At 64.6% G+C, this 19271-nt stretch carries 27 protein-coding genes; 6 read left to right on the top strand and 21 right to left on the bottom strand.

Annotation, left to right across the window (positions count from 1 at the left end; genetic code table 11):
• The coding region (gene hrpB, locus ON00_RS07965; protein ID WP_010404724.1) for an ATP-dependent helicase HrpB at window positions 1-1425 on the bottom strand (1425 nt) is incomplete at its 3' end.
• Between the two features lie 125 nt (window positions 1426-1550).
• Between hrpB and ON00_RS07960 the strand changes: the two genes are divergently transcribed.
• A complete protein-coding gene (locus tag ON00_RS07960; RefSeq protein ID WP_010404721.1) occupies window positions 1551-2513 on the top strand; it encodes a cation diffusion facilitator family transporter in 963 nt (320 codons plus the stop codon).
• 13 nt (window positions 2514-2526) lie between these two features.
• Here the strand turns inward: ON00_RS07960 and ON00_RS07955 are convergent, their stop codons facing one another.
• Window positions 2527-2715, bottom strand: a complete 189-nt coding sequence (locus tag ON00_RS07955) for a hypothetical protein (RefSeq protein ID WP_010404718.1) — start codon at window positions 2713-2715, stop codon at window positions 2527-2529.
• A gap of 99 nt (window positions 2716-2814) precedes the next feature.
• Complete coding sequence (locus ON00_RS07950) at window positions 2815-3831, bottom strand: polyprenyl synthetase family protein (protein ID WP_010404715.1); 1017 nt, start codon at window positions 3829-3831, stop codon at window positions 2815-2817.
• A 104-nt stretch (window positions 3832-3935) separates the two neighbouring features.
• Here ON00_RS07950 and ON00_RS07945 point away from each other — a divergent pair, with 104 nt between their 5' ends.
• Entirely contained in the window at window positions 3936-4229 is a 294-nt protein-coding gene (locus ON00_RS07945) for a chorismate mutase (protein ID WP_010404713.1), read from the top strand.
• On the opposite strand, the gene ON00_RS07940 is transcribed toward ON00_RS07945, so the two are convergent.
• The 5 genes from ON00_RS07940 to ON00_RS07920 all read right to left on the bottom strand — a co-directional run bounded on the left by ON00_RS07940 (window position 4226) and on the right by ON00_RS07920 (window position 9001).
• A complete protein-coding gene (locus ON00_RS07940; protein WP_010404710.1) occupies window positions 4226-5443 on the bottom strand; it encodes a histidine-type phosphatase in 1218 nt (405 codons plus the stop codon). The genes ON00_RS07945 and ON00_RS07940 overlap by 4 nt on opposite strands.
• Before the next feature lie 78 nt (window positions 5444-5521).
• Window positions 5522-6823, bottom strand: a complete 1302-nt coding sequence (locus ON00_RS07935) for a sensor histidine kinase (RefSeq protein ID WP_040601599.1) — start codon at window positions 6821-6823, stop codon at window positions 5522-5524.
• A 330-nt stretch (window positions 6824-7153) separates the two neighbouring features.
• Complete coding sequence (locus tag ON00_RS07930; RefSeq protein ID WP_010404704.1) at window positions 7154-7576, bottom strand: flagellar protein FlgN; 423 nt, start codon at window positions 7574-7576, stop codon at window positions 7154-7156.
• On the bottom strand, window positions 7566-7868 hold the full coding sequence (locus ON00_RS07925; RefSeq protein ID WP_010404701.1) for a rod-binding protein: 303 nt from the start codon (window positions 7866-7868) through the stop codon (window positions 7566-7568). Before ON00_RS07925 ends, ON00_RS07930 begins: the two co-directional genes overlap by 11 nt.
• Entirely contained in the window at window positions 7865-9001 is a 1137-nt protein-coding gene (locus ON00_RS07920; RefSeq protein WP_010404699.1) for a flagellar basal body P-ring protein FlgI, read from the bottom strand. The genes ON00_RS07925 and ON00_RS07920 overlap by 4 nt, the downstream gene beginning before the upstream one ends.
• Before the next feature lie 53 nt (window positions 9002-9054).
• Between ON00_RS07920 and ON00_RS07915 the strand changes: the two genes are divergently transcribed.
• Window positions 9055-9471, top strand: coding sequence for a flagellar assembly protein FliX (locus ON00_RS07915; RefSeq protein ID WP_010404697.1), 417 nt, complete (start codon window positions 9055-9057; stop codon window positions 9469-9471).
• Window positions 9472-9474: 3 nt separating this feature from the next.
• Here ON00_RS07915 and flhB read toward each other — a convergent pair whose 3' ends face one another.
• The 5 genes from flhB to flgC are packed head-to-tail and all read right to left on the bottom strand — an operon-like array spanning window position 9475 to window position 12343.
• On the bottom strand, window positions 9475-10533 hold the full coding sequence (flhB, locus tag ON00_RS07910) for a flagellar biosynthesis protein FlhB (RefSeq protein WP_010404695.1): 1059 nt from the start codon (window positions 10531-10533) through the stop codon (window positions 9475-9477).
• A gap of 3 nt (window positions 10534-10536) precedes the next feature.
• The gene (gene fliR, locus ON00_RS07905) at window positions 10537-11322 is read right to left on the bottom strand and encodes a flagellar biosynthetic protein FliR (protein WP_010404693.1); all 786 of its coding nucleotides are present in this window, start codon (window positions 11320-11322) and stop codon (window positions 10537-10539) included.
• Window positions 11323-11326: 4 nt separating this feature from the next.
• Window positions 11327-11590 (bottom strand): flagellar biosynthetic protein FliQ, encoded by a 264-nt coding sequence (locus ON00_RS07900; RefSeq protein WP_010404691.1) that lies wholly within the window; start codon window positions 11588-11590, stop codon window positions 11327-11329.
• Window positions 11591-11602: 12 nt separating this feature from the next.
• Window positions 11603-11923, bottom strand: coding sequence for a flagellar hook-basal body complex protein FliE (gene fliE, locus ON00_RS07895; protein ID WP_010404689.1), 321 nt, complete (start codon window positions 11921-11923; stop codon window positions 11603-11605).
• A 12-nt stretch (window positions 11924-11935) separates the two neighbouring features.
• On the bottom strand, window positions 11936-12343 hold the full coding sequence (flgC, locus tag ON00_RS07890) for a flagellar basal body rod protein FlgC (RefSeq protein WP_010404686.1): 408 nt from the start codon (window positions 12341-12343) through the stop codon (window positions 11936-11938).
• A 112-nt stretch (window positions 12344-12455) separates the two neighbouring features.
• Between flgC and ON00_RS07885 the strand changes: the two genes are divergently transcribed.
• Genes ON00_RS07885 through fliP form a run of 3 tightly spaced genes read left to right on the top strand, consistent with a single transcriptional unit; the run spans window position 12456 to window position 14102 of the window.
• Window positions 12456-12692, top strand: coding sequence for a FliM/FliN family flagellar motor switch protein (locus tag ON00_RS07885; protein WP_010404683.1), 237 nt, complete (start codon window positions 12456-12458; stop codon window positions 12690-12692).
• Window positions 12692-13342 carry a flagellar biosynthetic protein FliO gene (locus ON00_RS20135; protein ID WP_010404681.1) on the top strand — a complete coding sequence of 217 codons (651 nt, stop codon included), beginning with the start codon at window positions 12692-12694 and terminating at the stop codon, window positions 13340-13342. Before ON00_RS07885 ends, ON00_RS20135 begins: the two co-directional genes overlap by 1 nt.
• Window positions 13335-14102, top strand: a complete 768-nt coding sequence (gene fliP / locus ON00_RS07875; protein WP_010404679.1) for a flagellar type III secretion system pore protein FliP — start codon at window positions 13335-13337, stop codon at window positions 14100-14102. Before ON00_RS20135 ends, fliP begins: the two co-directional genes overlap by 8 nt.
• 41 nt (window positions 14103-14143) lie before the next feature.
• Here fliP and ON00_RS07870 read toward each other — a convergent pair whose 3' ends face one another.
• The 8 genes from ON00_RS07870 to ON00_RS07835 are packed head-to-tail and all read right to left on the bottom strand — an operon-like array spanning window position 14144 to window position 19264.
• On the bottom strand, window positions 14144-14785 hold the full coding sequence (locus tag ON00_RS07870) for a PilZ domain-containing protein (RefSeq protein WP_010404677.1): 642 nt from the start codon (window positions 14783-14785) through the stop codon (window positions 14144-14146).
• A gap of 54 nt (window positions 14786-14839) precedes the next feature.
• Window positions 14840-15292, bottom strand: coding sequence for a hypothetical protein (locus tag ON00_RS07865; RefSeq protein WP_010404675.1), 453 nt, complete (start codon window positions 15290-15292; stop codon window positions 14840-14842).
• Window positions 15293-15305: 13 nt separating this feature from the next.
• The gene (locus ON00_RS07860; RefSeq protein ID WP_010404673.1) at window positions 15306-16136 is read right to left on the bottom strand and encodes a flagellar motor protein MotB; all 831 of its coding nucleotides are present in this window, start codon (window positions 16134-16136) and stop codon (window positions 15306-15308) included.
• Window position 16137: 1 nt separating this feature from the next.
• The gene (locus tag ON00_RS07855; RefSeq protein ID WP_010404672.1) at window positions 16138-16470 is read right to left on the bottom strand and encodes a hypothetical protein; all 333 of its coding nucleotides are present in this window, start codon (window positions 16468-16470) and stop codon (window positions 16138-16140) included.
• A complete protein-coding gene (locus tag ON00_RS07850) occupies window positions 16470-16997 on the bottom strand; it encodes a chemotaxis protein CheD (protein ID WP_010404670.1) in 528 nt (175 codons plus the stop codon). Before ON00_RS07850 ends, ON00_RS07855 begins: the two co-directional genes overlap by 1 nt.
• Window positions 16998-17001: 4 nt before the next feature.
• A complete protein-coding gene (locus tag ON00_RS07845; RefSeq protein WP_010404669.1) occupies window positions 17002-17391 on the bottom strand; it encodes a response regulator in 390 nt (129 codons plus the stop codon).
• A complete protein-coding gene (locus ON00_RS07840; protein ID WP_010404668.1) occupies window positions 17391-18431 on the bottom strand; it encodes a protein-glutamate methylesterase/protein-glutamine glutaminase in 1041 nt (346 codons plus the stop codon). Before ON00_RS07840 ends, ON00_RS07845 begins: the two co-directional genes overlap by 1 nt.
• A complete protein-coding gene (locus ON00_RS07835; RefSeq protein WP_086010581.1) occupies window positions 18428-19264 on the bottom strand; it encodes a CheR family methyltransferase in 837 nt (278 codons plus the stop codon). Before ON00_RS07835 ends, ON00_RS07840 begins: the two co-directional genes overlap by 4 nt.
• Between the last annotated feature and the right edge of the window lie 7 nt (window positions 19265-19271).

Raw genomic sequence — 19271 nt, 5'->3', positions numbered from 1 at the left:
GCGCCCGGCTTCGGCACGCGCGCCGCGTTCGGTGCGCCAGCGGCGACGGCGGGATTCGAGGTCGACATCGTTCCCGCCAAGCCCGCGTTCGCCGAGCAGCACGGCGATTTCCGCTGCGACCTCCGCCAGCCCGAGTTCGCCCGCGCGCACCAGCATATGGCCGAGGCGCGGGGCCAGCGGCAGGCGGGCGATGGCGTGTCCGTGCGGGGTCGGGCGGCCATCGGCATCGAGCGCTTCGAGCGTGCGCAAGCGCGTGCGGGCTTCCTGCACGGCGGCTTCGGGCGGGGGATCGAGCCAGCGCAAAGCACGTGGGTCGGCGACGCCCCACAAGGCGCAGTCGAGCGTCAGCGCCGACAAATCGGCCTCGAGGATTTCGGGCGGATCGAAGCGCGGCAGGCCAGCGGTCGCGGCTTCCTCCCACAGGCGATAGGCGATGCCGGGCTGCTGGCGCGCGGCGCGGCCGGCACGCTGCGTGACGGCGGCCTGGCTGGCACGTTCGGTCACCAGTCGCGTCATCCCCGCCGCGCGATCATAACGCGGACGGCGGGCGAGGCCGGAATCGACCACGACCGAAATGCCGTCGAGCGTCAGGCTGGTCTCGGCGATCGATGTCGCCAGCACGACCTTGCGTCGCTTTTGCGGGTCGGGCGCGATCGCGGCGCGCTGTGCGGCGGGGTCGAGGCTGCCGTGGAGGCGGTGGAGCAGGATGTCGGGGCCGAGCCCCTCCAGCCGCTCGGCGGTGCGCTCGATCTCGGCGACACCGGGCAGGAAGGCGAGGATGCCGCCGGTCTCCTCGCGTAGCGCCAGCCGGATCGCGGCGGCGACCGAATCCTCGATCCGCGCTTCGGCGGCGCGACCGAGATGGCGCAAGCTCAGCGGGTGCATTCGCCCGGCGCTTTCGAGGATGGGGGCGCCCTCCATCAGGCCGGAAAAGCGTGCGCCGTCGAGTGTTGCCGACATTGCCACCAGCCTGAGATCGGGCCGTAAAGCGCTTTGCGCATCCAGCGCGAGCGCGAGGCCGAAATCGCTGTCGAGGCTGCGTTCATGGACTTCGTCGAACAGCACCGCAGAGACCCCGGTGAGTTCGGGATCGTTCTGGATGCGCGCGACGAAGATGCCCTCGGTCACCACCGTCACCCGCGTTGCCGCCGAGCGGCGCGAATCCATGCGCGTGGCATAGCCGAAGGTCTGGCCGACATTCTGTCCGGCAGTGGCGGCCATCCGCTCGGCCGCAGCGCGCGCGGCGAGGCGGCGGGGGGAGAGCAACAGGATTTCGCCGCTGCACCAGGGCTCGTCCAGCAAGGCGGGCGCGACGGCGGTGGTCTTGCCCGCCCCCGGCGGCGCAACCAGCACGGCGTTGGATGCGTCGCGCAGGTGGCGGAGCAAGTCGGGCAGCACGGCATGGATGGGGAGGGCGGATGACACGCCGTGTTCCTACCGCCTTGCGCCGGTTTTGGAACCACCACATCGTGACGCACTTGTCATGTGCGGCGTCCTAGTATCTCACGGATTTGAAATGCTAGGCCCGCGCTAGGACATTGGAGACCGACATGGCGGGGCATAGCCATTCCCACGGGCACGACGATCATCACGGGCATTCGCACGGCCACGGGCATGGGCACTCGCATGGCCATGCGCCGGTGGCAGGGCACGACCGCGCGTTTGCGATCGGCATCGGGCTGAACCTCGCGTTCGTCGTTGGCGAGGCCGTGTTCGGTCTGATCGCGGGCTCGGTCGCGCTGCTCGCGGATGCGGGCCACAATCTCTCCGACGTGCTCGGGCTGTGCGCGGCGTGGGCGGCAATCGCGCTCGGGCGGCGGGCGGCGTCGAAGCGTTTCACTTATGGCCTGAAGGGCTCGACGATCCTGGCGGCGTTGCTCAACGCTTTGCTCTTGCTGGTCGCGCTCGGCGCGATCCTGCTCGAGGCGGTGCAGCGGCTGGCGACGCCCGCGCCAGTGGACGGGCCGACGGTGGCGTGGGTCGCGGGTGCCGGAATCCTGGTCAATGGCTTCACCGCCTTGCTGTTCCTGCGCGGGCGCGAGGGCGACATCAATATTCGCGGTGCCTATCTCCACATGGCGAGCGATGCGATGGTGTCGGCGGGGGTGGTCGTGTCGGGGCTGGTGATTTGGTGGAGCGGCCTCACCTGGATCGATCCGGTCGTCAGCATCGTCATCGCGGTGCTGATCTTCCTGCAGACCTGGGGCCTGCTGCGCGAATCGGTCGAGATGGCGCTGGCCGCAGTGCCGCGCAGCATCGATTCGGACAAGGTGTGGGAGGCGCTGCGCGCGCTGCCGGGCGTCGCGCGCGTCCACCATGTCCATATCTGGCCAATGAGCACGACCGAAACCGTGCTGACCGCGCATCTGGTGGTTCCGGCGGGGCATCCGGGCGACGCCTTCCTGGATACAACGCGCGCGATGTTGAAGGAGCGCTTCGGCATCGGCCATGCGACGCTGCAGGTTGAACTGTCCGGTGCCGAGACAGGCGATGCCGAGGCGCGCGGCTGCTAAGCGTTGCAGTCGTTCAGTGGCGCAACGCGGCGATGATCGCGTCGAACAGCGTTACTCCCGCCAGCGGGCCAACCAACAGCATCACCAGGTTGAAACCGATGATCCATGCCGCGATGCTTTCTCGGCGCTGGTTTGGCAGCGGCTTGGGCTCGGCTTCCCAGCGTTCCGGCGGCGGCCAGCCATTTTGGAAATCGACGAACATCTCCGGCGCTCCTGCTGTCAGGCGCTGAAGGTATCGAAAGTCATGCGCCGTGACAAAGGAAGATCGGCGACACAGGAGCCGAAGCGGCGCCGATGAGCGTCAGTAAGCGCGCGCGATCGCGAATTCGACGGCTTCGACCATCGCATCCTTGGCCTTGCCATTGGCGAAGATGGCAAGCGCGTCGATTGCGCGTTGGCCATAATGGCGCGCGCGCGCCAGCGTATCGTCGACGGCATGGGTCGAGCGCACCAGTTCGATCGCGCGCGCGAAATCCTCATCGCGATTGCGATGGCCCTCGATCGCCGCTTTCCAGAAGGCGCGATCCGCCGCGTCACCGCGCGCATAAGCGAGGATGACGGGGAGCGTTGCCTTGCCCTCGCGGAAATCATCGCCGGCGTCCTTGCCCATCGTGCCCGCGTCGGACACGTAATCGATCGCGTCGTCGACCAATTGGAACGCGATACCGAGATTGCGGCCATATGCGTCGAGCGCGAGTTCTTCCGCCTCGGGGCGCTCCGCGACCACAGCGGCTACACGGCAAGCCGCCGCAAACAGCGCAGCCGTCTTCGCGCCGATGATGTCGAGATAGCGTTCTTCCGGGATGTCGATGCGGCGGGCGGCGGTCAGTTGGTTGACTTCGCCCTCGGCGATGATCGCGCTTGCGCCCGCCAAAATCGACAGCACCTTGAGCGAGCCGTCTTCGACCATCAGTTCGAACGAGCGGCTGAACAGGAAATCGCCGACCAGCACGCTGGCCGGGTTGCCCCAGATCAGATTGGCGGTGCGCTTGCCCCGGCGCAGATCCGAGCCGTCGACCACATCGTCGTGCAGCAGCGTGGCGGTGTGGATGAATTCGACGGCGGCGGCCAGCCGGTGGTGGCGAGACCCCAGATAGCCCAGCAGTCGCGCACTCGCCAACGTCAGCATCGGGCGCATCCGCTTGCCACCGCCCGCGATCAGATGCCCCGCAAGTTCCGGGATCAGCGGAATTTCGGACTGCATCCGCGACAGGATGACCGCGTTGACCAAATTCAGGTCACCCGCGACGAGTTGCACCATGGGCTCCAGCGAGGGCTGGGCACGCGAAGGATCAATGCGGAGAATGGTGGCGCTCATCTGCGCTGCGATGTGGCGGCGTGGCGCGCTAAAGGCAAGTCTTTCTCGGGTTGCGCCGGGCCGTCAGCGCACGCAAAAGAGCGTCGACGGCTGATGAGGAGTGGATGGTGACCGACGAAACGCTGAACGGATACCGCCAGAGCATCGACAATATCGATGCCGCGCTCGTCTTTCTGCTCGCCGAACGGTTCAAGACAACGCAGGCGGTCGGTCGCTACAAAGCGCAAGCGGGCTTGCCTCCGGCCGATCCCGGCCGTGAGGAAACGCAGATCGCGCGGTTGCGGGGTCTTGCCCATGATGCAAATCTCGACCCCGATTTCAGCGAGAAGTTTTTGCGCTTTATCATCGACGAAGTCATTCGTCATCATGAGCGCGTCCGCGTTACCGACGCACGTTAACCACGAAGTTTCGCCAGAAAATCCGATAGCGTGCACAGTCCGTCGACGCCGCGCGCTTTGCACCCGGCGATCGGCAGCACCTTGCGGTACGGCGTCTTGGCCGTCGCCGCGCGCAGTTCGGTCAGCGATTGGGCGCGGTAAACCGCGCGGACATAGTGGTTGCCCTTGCTGTCGCTCAGCCGTTCCAGCTGGATGGCCCCACCCGGCACGGGATCATCCGCGGCAATGCCGGGGACGCGCCAGTGCAAACCCAGGACCCCTGCCAGATTGGCGACGTTGGTATCGTGGCCGGCAATCATCGCCACTTTCGCGGCCGTGGGGCTGTCATCGCTCAGCCAGTTCGCGATTCGCGGCGAAAGACCGGCCAGATTATGCGCTGCAATATAGGGTGGTCGCGCCAACAGGCGGAATTCGAGCGCGTGGAATGCGCCAAAGGCGGTGATATCGGCGGCTTTGGCGCGCCCCCAGCCCACGTCCGCCGCCGGTTTGCCCTCGGCATATTCCAGCAGCAGGATCTGCGCGGCGGTTGAGGCGCGGTCGAGCGCGCCGCTCAGCTTGGGTCGCGACGTTGCCGTAGCGGGGAGGACGCGGGTCGCTTCGCGTGCGACCCCGCAGGGTGCGGCTGCCGATCCGCATAACACCCGATCGAGCCGGGTCAGCAGCGGTTTCATCGTGCGTTCGAGCGCGGCGATGCCGCCCGGTCCGATCTCCGCATCAACCGCAGCGGCGGCGCGCTTCGGGTCGAGCGGCGCATGGCCGTCGTCAATCTGGTTGAACAGCGGGTCGGGCTCGTCTTGCGGGCGATGGTCGATGGTCAGCGTGCAACCGGGAGCGAGGCCCTTGGCATAATGCGCTGCGGTGGCGATGGTGCGTTGGTCGCTATCGGCGAGCAGCGCGATCCGGGTGGGGCAATCGGTCGATGGCAGCAGCCCCGCTTTGACGAAACCGATCCGGTCAAAATCCGCCACCGCCACGATTGCGTTCGCGCCATGCTCGGTCAGCCACCCCGGCTTGACGCTCCAGCTTGGCCACGCAGCACTTGCCGTGCCGATCGGCATCGGCTGGGCTTTGGTGGGCGGGCGGATGCCGTGGCGCATCATCAGGACGACGCGATCGACCTGTAAGGGTGCTACGGGTGTTTCAGCCGCCAGCGGACCACTGGCCAGCAGTGCGGCCAGTGCCGCCAGCGTTCGTCCGGTTCCTGAAATGCGCATGCGACCATCTCCTTTGGGCGCTATGCCGCACAATTATGACAGCATGGCAATCCCTGAAGGATGGCGCTCGTGGTGCTTTTATGCGCCCGGCAGCGTGAAGTAGACCGCCGCGCCGCCTCGGGCGGTGTTTTCGGCGCGGATGACGCCATTGTGCGCGGCGACGATCGATCGGCATACCGACAAGCCAATACCGAGCCCCCCCGTGGTCGAGGTCGCCCGCTGGTGGAAACGCGCACTATCGGCTTCCGGATCAAAACCAGGGCCATTGTCGATCACGCCGATCTCGACCGTGCCATCCTGCGTCCGTCGGCAGGAAACGGTGATGGTCGGGTTTGCGGTGCCGCGCAACGCGGTCGCGGCATTACGCAGCAAATTGGTCAGCACCTGCGTGATCTGGACGCTGTCTGCGACAAGAGCGGTCACACTTGGGTCGATGTCATAGATCATCGCCGGTACTGGGCCATGATGGTCCGCTAGCGCGAGTTCGAGCGAATCCGACAGCACCTCGCAAAGATTGGTGTGATCGTTGATCACCGTTCCGGTTTCGATCAAGTGTCGTGCTTTGGCGATGATTTGCGCCGATCGGGTGATCTGGGTCCGGGCCTGAACGAGGCGGCGCAGGATATCGGCATCCCCCAGCCCGCCGAGCGCCATTTCGGCCGAGGCGATATAATTTGCCGCGGCGGTGAGCGGCTGCGTCATTTCATGGGCAAGCGTTGCAGCGACCGCCGATGTATCTGACAATCTCGATAAAGTTTCGATGCGATCGACGAGCCGCGCTTGCTCGATCGCAAGCGCATCGCGGGCATAGGTGGTCTCGCGCAGCGTTCGTTCCGTCTGCAGACGGTTCTTGGCGATCGCAACGAAGCTGCAGATGGCGCGCAGGAATTGGACTTCGGCGCGACTGAAGGGCATTGTCGCTTTGCGACCGAAGCCGAGTGTCCCCAGCAAGGTGTCGCCCTGCATCAGCGGCGTTCCAACATAGGCCGCCAGGCCGATTGCCCGGGCGTAAGCGAGCCGGGCGTCTTTGGAGTTGCGAACGCGATTGAAAATATGCGGCGCGCGATCCGCCGCCACCAGCCCGCACGGGCCCTGCCCAAGCACGAGATGCGAAGCCGCGCCGCTTTGCGTCGGGGTCAGGCCGCCATGTTCTTCAAGGAAGAGGCTGTTGGTCCCGTCGTAACGATAGCAGAAATACACACTCAGGTTCAGTTTGACCCTGACCGATTCAAAAAGGGCGTTGAGCATCGACGCAGTATCGGAGGCGCACAGAATTTGTGCTGCGCAATCCGCCAAGAGTCCCAGATACGGACTAACGCCATCATCATTCGAAGGAATGATACCGTTGTCATATAACCGTAAGGCGCTGTTCGATCGCATCGATATTTCCTTTCTGCGACCACGGATGCCACGGTTTTATAACAATAAAAAGGCTATCAATGCCCTGTTGGCATCGTCTTATAGTATGAAAACGGACCGATTTGGCCGGAATTTGTCCGGCCAAGGTTTGTCGGTCTGGTTTTTATCTGATTTTGATAGTCAATAGCGCGGTAAAAGCGCGGTAGTGAAGGTTTTCGCATGACTGCGCGGGCGAGTCGCTTTTGATCGACCGGTCCCTCTTCCCATCCCAAAAGAGCGGCTTTCATGAAGTCGACATTGAGGTTCTGAAAGACAATTGGTGCGGTCAGGGAGCGATAACACGCGATCGGGCTAGAGTCGCGCGTTGATCGAAATCGGGGCGGGCAACTCGATCCGCATCATATCGCCAGACGCTCCATAGGTAGAACTGCGCTTGCCGGTGACGCGCTGCGCTTCGGCTGCGATCGCGCGCATCAAGTCGCTCGAAAACGCAATTTGCCGTTCCAGGATCTGCGCATTGACGATCGAGGCGTCGCGCAAATGTCCAAAGACCAGCGCCATCTCGGCACGCTGTTCCTCGGACAGCGTATCGGCCCAGTCGGGGGCCTCGCGTTCGCGCTTGGTCACCTCGGCCTCAATTTGTCCCGCCAGGCGCAATTTCGCAGCAACGAGTTCGGCCAGGCCCTGCGCATGGCCGTTCCGCGTCAGCGCCTCGCTCTCCTGCTCCATCAAATGCGAGAGCGACGTCGCGAGATCGATCAATTCATCGTCCATTGTCAGCATTTTCCTGCATTTTTAGGATCTGCGCGAGCACCGCCGGGGCCAGGCCGATCCCACCCTTTTGGGCGACCGCCGTCCCGAGCTTTTCGGCGAGAACGCCGCGAAACATCTCTTCGCCATGCCCGCCGGAAAACTCCCCGGTCTGCACGCTTTCGAACATCAATTGCGTCATCTGCCCGAGGAACACCGCCTCAAAGGATTGCGCGGTCGCCTTTTGCGCCGGCGTCGCGGTTTTCGGGGGTGCCGCGCCGGCGGGAGCGGCAGCGGGCGGAACTTCCATGGTCATTGGACCTCGATGTCGGCCTGGAGCGCGCCTGCACTCTTCACCGCCTGCAATATGGTGATCAGGTCGCGGGGTGAGACGCCCAGCGCGTTCAACCCGCTGACCAACGTCTTGAGCGATGCGCCGCCGCCGATCAGCGCCAGATGGGCGTCGCCACCGTCGTTGACCGACACTTGCGTGCGCGGGACGACCGTCGTCTGGCCGCTGGAGAGCGGGCCTGGCTGCGACACTTGCGGCGTTTCGGTGACGCTGATGGTCAGCCCGCCCTGTGCGACGGCGACCGAACTGATCCGGACGTCCGCGCCCATCACGACGGTGCCCGACGCTTCGTTGATGACGATGCGCGCTGGCTGATCGACATCGACGTCGATCGTCTCGATCTGCGTCATCAGATCGACGACAGAGCCCTGAAAGCCTCCGCGCGGCGCGATTTCAACGGTGGCGGGGTCGAGCATCTCGGCTGTCCCCGAGAAACGGCCGTTGATGGCCGTCACGATGCGCTGTGCCGTCGTAAAGTCGGGGTTTTTCAGCGCGAGCTTCAGACTGGTCGCGGTGCGCAGCGCAAACGGCACCTCGCGCTCGACGATCGCGCCACCGGCGATCCGTGCAGAGGTGGAAACGCCGCGGCTGATGCTGGCGGCGGCCCCTTGCGCCTTGAAGCCCGACACCGCCACCGGGCCCTGTGCCACGGCGTAGATTTCCCCATCAAGCGCGCGCAGCGACGAAGCGATCAGCGTGCCGCCCTGCAGGCTGGAAGCATCGCCAAGCGCGGCGACCTGAACGTCGATGCTGGACCCGGTGCGCGAAAAGGGCGGCATCGATGCGGTGATCGACACGGCCGCCACATTCTGCGTCTTCATGTCCGATCCACGGATGTTGACGCCCATGCGTTCGAGCATCGCCTGCATCGATTCCTCGGTGAAGGGCGAATTGCGCATCCGGTCGCCCGTGCCGGCCAGGCCCACCACCAGGCCATATCCGACCAATTGGTTGGGCCGGACATTCTCAACATTGACGATATCTTTGATCCGCGTGCGGGCGACGCCGGGCGACACGCACCCGAGCAGAACCGCAAGCGTCGCGGAAGCGCGCAGCGCATGTCGGATAAAGCGGCGAATTCGTGGAAAAGATCTCATGAATCTCTTATAGGATAGGTATGGCCGATGGCGGTCTGGAGGTGTAAGTTTCGGTGCGGATCGATGCCCTGACAGTGCCGGTGACACGGACCCTGCTCTTGGGGGCGCTGCCAAAGGTGGCGGCACAGTTTTCTGCGCAGGATTTGCATCCCCACACCGTGCCGACCCAAACCCCGGCACCGACCGCGCCCGCAATGCCGAGCGTCGAAATGCTCGTCACGCTGGCGATGAGCGAAGCGCCGGTCGACCGCCGCCGCCGGATCGCCCGCGATGCGAGCCGTGGCCTCGACATGCTCGAGCGGTTGCACCAGGAATTGCTGGTCGGCGTCCCGGCTCCGGCGCGGTTGCGCGAGATCGTTGAGTGGGCGCAGACGGCCGAGCACCCCGAGGACCCGGTGCTGGCGCAAATCTTCCAAGACATCGACGTGCGCGTCCGCGTGGAACTGGCAAAGCACGACATCGAAGTATAGCGGTTAGCGTCCGCGCGCGAGCCGCAGGACGTAGCTGATGATTTCCGCGACCGCGGCATAATGTTCGGTCGGGATCGGGCGTTCCAGCTCGGCACTGGCATAGAGCGCGCGTGCAAGCGGCACATTCTCGACGATCGGCACGCCGTGCGCGGTCGCGACTTCACGGATCTTCAACGCGATCGCATCGACGCCCTTGGCGACGACGATCGGCGCGGCCATCGCCCCGTGATCATATTTTAGCGCGACCGCATAATGGGTCGGGTTGGTCACGATCACGCTGGCTTCGGGGACGGCCGACATCATCCGGCTGCGCGCGCGCTGCATTTGCATCTGGCGGATCTTGCTCTTGATCAGCGGGTCGCCATCCTGTTCCTTATGCTCGTCCTTAATCTCCTGCAGCGACATCTTCATGCGGTTGGTGAAGGACCAGCGCTGATAGACTAAATCGAAAATGGCGAGTGCGGCGACCAGGATCGCCACCGCCTTGATCATGGCGAGCACGACGCCGAGCGTTGCTGCAGTGATCGCGGCGGGATCGGCACCGACCAACTGGTCCAGGCCGACAATCTTGGGCCATATGACATTGGTGGCGATCACGATGACGCCGGTCATCTTGGCGAGCGTCTTGCCGAATTCGATCAGCGCGCGCGGGCCGAACATTCGGCCAAGGCCCGAAAACGGGTTGAGCTTGGACCATTGCGGCTTGAGCCGGGCGAGCGCGAAGCTTGGTCGCCCCTGCAACACGCCGCCCAGCAGCGCGAACACGAACAGCACGCCGAGCAAGGGGGCGACCGCTATGCCGACCGCACCGAGAAACCCGATCGCGAAATTCTCAGCCCCTTGGGCATTGAACAGATAATCGTCCGCGCCGCCCCATAACCGCACAAAGATGACGCCGAGCTGCTGCACGGTATAGGTGCCCATGCCGCCGACCACGACGATGGCGGCCGCGAACATCGCTGCGTGCTTCATCTCGGGCGACGAGGGCATGTCCCCCTTGGCGCGCGCGTCGGCCAGCTTCTTTTCGGTGGGGTCGAAGGTTTTCTGGTCGTTGTCGGCCACGACCTAGTTCCAGCTTGTCTGCATATACGCCGCCATCGCCTGCGCGAAGCCGGTGAGCAGTCCGCCCATCGTCATCGCCATCACCGCGAGGCCCAGCAGGATGTTGAGCGGCTGCACGATGAAGAAGAGCTGGATCGCAGGCGCAATCCGCGTCGACAGGCCGAGCGCCACGTTGAACACGATGCCGTAGACCAGCAAGGGTGCGGACAAGCCGATGCCCAAGGTCATCGCGCGCGCCACCGCGTCGAGCGCGGCGCGCAGGAAATCATGCGCGGGGGGCATGCCGCCGATCGGGAAGGTGCGGTAGGATTCGATAATCGCGCCGATCCAGAGGTGATGGACGTGCAGCGACATGCACACCACGGCGGCGGCGACGGTTACGAACTTGGACAGCAACGCCGCCTGGCCGCCTTGCGAGGCATCATAGAGCAGTGCCGAGGACAGGCCGATTTGCGAGCTGATGATCGATCCCGCCATCGACACCGCGCTGAACACGATCTTGACCAGCGCGCCGATCGCGAGCCCGGTGACCAGTTCCGCCAGCAGCACCGCCGGCAGCGCACCGCCCGCCGCGGCTGCCGTGCGCATCAACGGTGCCAGCACGCCCCACAAGCCGATGCTCATGCCCAGCGCGATCAGCAGGCGGATGCGCCCGGGCACCGCATCCTCGGAGAAGACCGGCAGCAGCATCAACACTGTGCCGACGCGCGCGAACAGGATCAGGAATGCGGTTGCCTGCACATCGAGATGCGACAGGTCGAACGATGGCGGGGCGAGGGCGGCGGGCACGTTGTCAGCCGGCGATAATCATGCTGCTGATCCGCGCCATAAAATCGGACAGCGCCCCGCCGATCATCGGCAGGCACAACAGCATCACCACGCCCATGGCGATGATCTTGGGGACGAAGGTCAGCGTCATTTCCTGGATCTGGGTCAGCGCCTGCAACAGGCCGATCGCGACGCCGACGATCAACGAGGTGATCAGCAGCGGTCCGACGATCGTCATAACCAGAATCAAGGAAGCGCGGGCAAGCTCCATCGCGGCGAGCGCATCCATTGGCCTGCGCCCTCAGATCTGCATACGCATAATGTCGGAATAGGCGTTCACGACGCGATCGCGCACCGCGACCATGGTGTCGAGCGCGGTTTCGGCCGATCCGATCGCGGTCACCACGTCGATCAGGTCGCCCTTGCCCGCGACTTGCTTGGCCGAGGCGCTTTCGGCGGCGCGCAATTGCGTCGAGGTGTCGGTGATCATCGCTTCGACCATGCCGCCAAAGCCGCCCGATGCGCCGGGCGCGGTTTCCTTGGTCGAGCCGGTCTTGAGCGGGCTGCCAAGGCCAAGGGTACGGCCATAAGCCGAGGTCGCGTCGAGAGATCCGATGGACATTGTCGCTCTTCCTTATTTCAGCAAATCGATGGTGCGCATCGTCAGGTTCTTGGCCGCTTCGATGGCGTTGAGGTCGGCTTCGTAGGATCGCTGCGCGTCCTTCATGTCGGCGGCCTCGAGCAGGGGATTGACGTTGGGCTTCAGGACATAGCCTTGCGCGTCGGCGGCCGGGCTGCCGGGCATGTAGACCTTGGTGAAGGCGGTCTTGTCGGCGTCGACACTGGAAATCTTGACGGCGGTGCCGCCATTGGCCCGGTCAACTTCAGCCTGGAAGCTCACCACCCGGCGGCGATAGGGATCGCCGCCTGCGGTACGGGAAACCGAATCCTGGTTGGCGAGATTTTCCGCGATCACCCGCATGCGCAGCGATTGTGCGCGCAAGCCCGATGCCGAAACCGCCAACGATGTCTTGAGATCCATGAGGTCGCTCCACCGGCTCCGTGCCGGCACCCCTCCTTCATAGGCAATTATTGCCTAGCCCGACCGTCAATGCGGAAAAATAATCCTATAACTCGGGGGAAGGAGCCGTGCATTGTCCATCCTCGAAGATATTGAAGTCGAGCTGTCGATCGTCCTGGGCTCGGCTCAGGTGCAGATCCGCCAGATCCTGCAAATGAGCCGCGGCGCGATGATCCCGCTCGATTGCGGGCAGGACGATCCCACCCTGGTGTTCGTCAATGGCGAATTGATCGCCAAGGGCCGGATCCTGGTCAACAGCGAGGAAATGTCGCTGGAGGTGACCGAACTCACCCGCAAGAGCCGCAACTGATGGATGTGCTGTCACTGCTGCGCACGATGGGGGCGCTCGGGGTCGTGCTTGGCTTGCTCGGCGGAGCGCTGTGGGCGGTGCGGCGCTACAATATCGCCTTGCCGGGGCGCGTGACCCTCGGTCGCGGGCGGCGGCTGGAAGTGGTCGAGCGAGTCACGCTCGACGGCAAACGCTCGCTCGCTTTGGTGCGGCGCGACGGGTGCGAACATCTCATCCTGATCGGCCCGGATGGGCAGATGGTGGTCGAAAGCGGAATCCTGCCGTCTGTCCCGGCCGACGTCACGGCTACCGTTGTCGCCGCGACGGATGCGGGCGAAAGCGCTGAAACGCCAACCTCGGAACTGGCAGCGCCCGAACCCGTAGCCCCGGCACCGGAGCCCGCGCTTGGAAGCACCGCAGAGGCCCCCGTCGATCAGGCGACCGCACCGGAACCCGAAACCGAGTTGCGCACCGCCCTGACGCTGCTGCTCGACCATCTTCAGTCGCGGCGCGACAAAGCGACCTTGATCCAGGCCTCGCTTTCGTCGGTGCGCGAACCGTCTGCACCCGTCTCGCCGGTTACTTCGGTTTCGTCCACGCCGCGTCGTTCCGTGGCGGCATTGTTCGATCATCTGACCGAGCAGCATCACCAGGCGAACGTCGTTGCGTAAGGCGGTCCTGTTCGCGCTCGCCGCAGGCGCGCTGTTGATCCCTTTCGCCGCGCACGCCCAGTCTGCAGTGGCTCCGTCCGCCCTGGGCGCGTCCGCCCTGGGCTTGCCCGGTGCTGGCGCGGGCGGATCGGTTTCGGGCCGGGCCATTCAGCTGGTGCTGATGCTGACGGTGCTGAGCCTCGCGCCCGGCATTTTGATGACGGTTACCAGCTTCACGCGCATCGTCGTCGCGCTGTCGCTGTTGCGCACCGGCATTGGCGCGCAGGGCGTGCCGCCCAATCCGGTGATCATCAGCCTGGCGATGTTCCTGTCCTTCTTCGTGATGGCCCCGACCTTCGAAAAGGCGTGGGAGCAAGGGATCAAGCCCTACACCGCCGGCAAGATCGCCGAGGAACAGGCCTTCACCGCGACCGCTGAGCCGTTCCGGCAGTTCATGCTGAAGCAAGTGCGCGATGATGACCTGAAGCTGTTCGTCGACATGGCGCATGCCAAGCCGACCGCGCGCAAGGATGTCGCGCTGACGACGCTGACCCCGGCCTTCATGATTTCCGAACTGCGCCGCTCGTTCGAGATCGGCTTTCTGCTGCTGCTGCCGTTCCTCGTTATCGATCTGGCGGTGGCGGCGGTGCTGATGGCGATGGGCATGATGATGCTGCCCCCACCGACCATCGCCATGCCGATGAAGATCATCTTCTTCGTGCTTGTCGATGGCTGGGCGCTGGTCGCGGGCTCGCTGGTCAAGAGCTTCGGGACGACGTGAACCGGCATCCCACCCCCGCCGCGGCGGGGGTGGGGCGGGGCTTAATTATTGTGGCTTGCGCCTGCGAGCCACGCCGACAGCTCGGCATAAGAAATCAAATCGATAAACGCGACGCCGACATGCAGGTCGTTGCGCCAGCGCACTGAACAGGCGCGCGGGGACAGGCCCGCGATGGTAAGCGTAACGGGAGCGCCGAGCGGAATGTCGCTCGAGAGTGTCAGCCGCGCACCGCTTTGCGACAGGTTCTCGACCGTTACCGGGCAAGACCGGCCGAGGCTGCTCAACCGGCCTGGCGCGGCGACCGCGAAGCGCGGGGCGCGGCCGACCGCCGGAACATGGCCCTTGGCCTTCACCACCTGCGGCCGCAAAGTGCTGGCCACATCGATTTCGCGGTCGAGCTGGATGCCGACGCGGCCTTCGTCGGTCCACACGACGGTCGCCGACAAACGCTCGCCCGAGCGCAGTTCGATTACGACCGCATCGTCGGGGGTGAGCGGTTGACCGGTCTCCACCAACATGCCGGTGGTCGACACGTTGCGTAAGCGGCATAGCGCTTCCTTGCCCGGGCCGAGCTCCAGCTTCGCCGCGATCAGCGTCGTAACCGTGCGCTGCGCGCGCGGCTGGAATCGCTCCGTAGGGTTGATGGGGGGATCGGCCGGAAAGTGACGTTCGATAGGGGCCATGATCGTCTCTCGCTAAAAAGAGTATTCCTCTTTTTATAGGATGATAGTCCCCCCTCAGGCGGGCTCGGCGCGCGTTATTGCGATGCGCTTGACCGTGCCGGCACCGAAGGCCTCGGTCGAGGCGGCGCGCACGACGTCGCGGAAGCCGCCGATATTGGCGAGCAACCCATCCGGCCCGGTCGCGAGCGGGGTCCGCCAAGTGCGCATGTTGATCGCGTGGAGCATCAGCGGCAGCTTCGATGTGACCGTCTCGGCCTTGTCGCCCGCCACCTCCAGCGACACGTCGAAATTGACGTAACCGGCCAGGCGACCGTCTGGAAAGACCAGCGGCGCGAGGATTTTGGCGCTGGAGACGAAGCTGCGCGGCGGTTCTGCGGCGGGGGGCGCGGCCGCCTTGCGCTCGCCGCCGCCCGGTTTGGCGAACAACAGCACCGCGCCATAGCCAGCGCCGCCGCCGATCGCGACGCCGAGGATGAGCAGCAACAGCAGGGAGAGCACGCGTTTCACGACCCGGATCTCCTTAGAATTTGAAGCTGGCGTCGCTTGGCAGCGCCGATTGCTGGCCCATCACGACGACGGTGATGCGCCGGTTTTCCGGGCGATCGGGTTGTTCGGGATAGACTGGCTGGCTCGCCCCCAGCGCGACGATCTCGGCGAAGCGATCGGGCGTCATGCCCGCCGCGATCAGCGCCGATCGTGCGGCGAGCGCGCGCGCCCCCGAGAGCTGCCAGTTCGCGTCGCTTTGGCCGCCGGTGCCGTCAGTATGGCCCTCGATCGCCAATTGGGCAGAGGTGTGCGACAGTTTTTCGGCGATCTTGCCCAGCATGATCCGGGCATAGGGATTTAGCTCGGCGGTCCCGGGGCGGAACATCGATTGACGGTCATTATCCATCAAGGTGATGCGCAGGCCATCGCGGGCCACCGCCAGCGTGACGTTTTTCTTGCCGTCACTGGGCTGGGCGATGCTGTCGATCGCGATCTGCAATTCTGCGGCAACCACGCGTTGCGACGCATCGGGCACGGTCGCGGTGCCGCCGCGCGCTGGTCCTGCCGCAGCTTGCTCGGTCGAGGTCTTACCCTTGGAGCGGCTGCCGGCGCCGGATCCTGGTGCGCCGCCTTGCGGGCCCGTTCCGCTCGCGCTGCTCGGCGGGGAAGGCGTGAAATATTCGGCCAGCCCCTTCAGCTTCGCCTTGTCGGGGCTCGACAACAGCCACAGCAGCATGAAGAATGCCATCATCGCGGTCACGAAATCGGCATAGGCCACTTTCCACGCCCCGCCATGATGGCCGCCGGCGATCTTCTTGACGCGTTTGATGATGATCGGGCGATCATCGGCAGCTTTGCCGGCCATGTCAGGTTCCGATCAGCGCGATGCGCAGGCGCTCCTGCACCGCGCCAAGCCGAACGTGCTTGATCGCCTCGAGCGAATTTTCGCCAGCCGCGATGCGATCCATCAGATTGGCGCACTCATCGGCATGCTGGATCAGATAATCGAAGCTCTGCAATTGCTCCAGAAAGCTGGTCACGAAGTGCTCGTCGGCGACGAGCACTTCGGCCAGGCCTTCCAACTGCTCGCGAATTTCGCGCAGCTCGGCCGCCATGACCCCGTGCAACAGGCCCGAAAAGGGATCGAAACCGGTTGCAGGGGATCCGTCCTGGGTTGTGATCGAAGGAAGATAGGCCATCAAAACAACTCCAGTTCGCCATCGCTGGCCGGGGCAAGGATAGGGGCGGGGGCGCGGACGACGGGAACCGGATCCGACACATTCTTGCTGCGGCTCAGCCCCTGATAGGGAATGAACTCGATCTTGCGGGCGGATCGCCCGCCAATATCGACGTGCCCGATTTCGATTCCTTCGGTTTCCAGGAATCGACGCGCGAACTCCGCATTTTGCGACCCGATCGAGCCCAGCCCGGCGATGATGTTGGCACCGCCATAGATATGCCCCTTCAGCCGCGCCCGCGACGCGCCCTTCGCCATCATCCCGTTGATCAGCAATTCCATGGCGTGGACGCCATAGCGTTGCATCTCGTCGGGCCGCGGTTTGACATCGGCTCCCGGTTCGCCGAGCAGAAAGTGATTCATGCCCCCGATCCGCGAGACGCTGTCGTTCAGGCAGACCGCGATGCAGCTGCCCAGAAGGGTCGTCACCATCGTATCCGGTTCGGATACGACGCAATGCTCGCCCTGGATGATGTTGATCCTCCGCATGGCGTCAGGTCAGCGCGCCGAAGACGCGCTCAATCTTTTCCTTGAGGGCAGCCGGCGCAAACGGCTTCACGACGTAGTTGTTGACGCCGAGCGCCGCCGCCTTCTGTACAAGATCGCGGTCCGAGGAACCGGTCAGCATGATGAAGACGGTCTTGCCGATCACCGGATCAGCACGGACTTGCTCCAGAAACTGGAGCCCGTCCATTTCGGGCATGTTGTAATCGGAAATGATGAGATGAACGCGGTCGCTGCGGACCGCGCTCAACGCTTCGGTCGCGCTGCCCTTGTCGCGCACGTCCTTGAAGCCGAGATCCTGGAGCGTGCGCCGGATCATGGCGCGCATGCTCGTCTGGTCGTCGACCACCATAACCTTGATCTGTGCAGCGGCAGGCATCAGACAATTCCCAGAGGCTTGGCCCGGCATGCCGCAAGGATCGCCTCGGGCATGGCGGACAGGCTGATTTCTTCCATCACTGCGCCGATTTCCATCGCCGCGCGCGGCATGCCGTAGACGACGCACGTCTGCCGGTTCTGCCCCAGCGTGCGCGCACCGGCGCGCCGCATTTCGAGCAGGCCCTGGGCCCCGTCGGCACCCATGCCGGTCAGGATCACCCCGACCGATCCGGACGCGACCGGGCAGAAGGAGCGGAACAGCGCGTCGACCGACGGACGATGGCCGCTGATCGGGTCGGTTTCGCGAAGTTTGATGCGGCGTTCGCCGTTTGTCGCGAGTTCCATATGTGCTCTCCCCCCAGGAGCAATATAGACGGTTCCCTGTTCGACCGGGCTGCCATTGGTCGCTTCCACCACCTTTACGGCGCATTCCCCATCGAGGCGTGCCGCGAAGTTGCGGGTGAACGCGGCGGGCATGTGCTGGACCACCAGGATCGGCGGGCTGTCCTTGGGCATGGCCTTCAGCAACGAGAACAACGCCTCGACACCGCCGGTCGACGAGCCGATCGCAATGATCGACCCCTTGCTGACGCCGCCGCCTTTGGCCGGCGTGAGATTTGGCGTCGGCCCCGGCCGCACCGAAGCGCGGGCGGCGGCCTTCACCTTTTCGCACAGCAGGGTCGCGTCGCGGGCGATGTCCTCGGGCGTGCCGGTGGGCTTGGCGATGTAATCGACCGCGCCTAAGCGCAGCGCCTCGATCGTGACCTCGGCTCCATGCGCGGTCAGCGTCGAACACATCACCACCGGCATGGGCCGCAGGCGCATGACGCGTTCGAGGAAGGACAGACCATCCATTCCCGGCATTTCGACGTCGAGCGTCAGCACGTCAGGATTGAGCGACTTGATCATTTCGCGGGCGGCAAACGGCTCGGGAGCCATGCCGACGACTTCGATTTCGGGGTCGGCCGACAGCATCATTTTGAGCGTCGCGCGCATCGTGGCGCTGTCGTCGACAATCAGGGTTCGGACACGGCGGGTCATGAGCGGCCCTCGATTTTGGCGTAAATGGTCTGGCCGCTCGATCGCATCTTGGTCGCCGAGACCCCGATGAGACGTTCCGAATGGCCGATGTAGAGATGTCCCGCTGGCGCGAGCTGATCGACGAAGCGTTCTTCCAACTCGGCCTTCGCCTCTTCGTCGAAATAGATCATCACGTTACGACAGAAGATCACGTCGTAGAGCTGGCGCAGCGGCCATGGTTCGAAGAGGTTCAGCACCTTGGCGGTGACGAGCGCGCGCGCTTCATCGACCATGACGTAATCCTCGCCTTCCTGGCGCATCCACGTCGAGCGATACTCGGCGGGGATGGGCCGGACGGTCGCGGCGTCATAGACGGCGCGCCTGGTTGCCTCGACCACGGGCGGCGACAGATCGGTTGCGAGCAACCGGATATCGGCGTGCCGTACCCAGCTTGCCGACGCCCGATCGGGGCCGAGCAAGCACATCGTGATGCTGTACACTTCCTCCCCGCTCGAACATCCTGCCGACCAGATGCGGATCGGGTGCCCCTTGGCAGCCCGTTGCTTCAGTTCGGGCAGAACAACTTTGCGGAAATGGTCGAAATGATGGACCTCGCGAAAGAAATGCGTGTGATTGGTGGTCAGCGCGACCACCATCGACGCGCGTTCCGTCTCGTCCGACTGCACCATCGCGACATAATCGCGAAACTGCGCCAAGCCGTGTTGTCGAAGCCGCTTGGCCAGCCGAGACTGGACCAACGTCATCTTGCCCGCGCTGAGCGAGATTCGCGCATCGCTCTGCATGATTGCCGCGATCGCTGCGAAATCCGACGACGTCAGTTCTGCGTTGGTCATGGTCGTG

The sequence above is a fragment of the Sphingomonas echinoides ATCC 14820 genome, from assembly GCF_000241465.1.
Taxonomy (GTDB): Bacteria; Pseudomonadota; Alphaproteobacteria; order Sphingomonadales; family Sphingomonadaceae; genus Sphingomonas; species Sphingomonas echinoides.
Note: the sequence above shows the minus strand (reverse complement) of the source record. Positions and strands in the feature narration are given on the sequence as shown.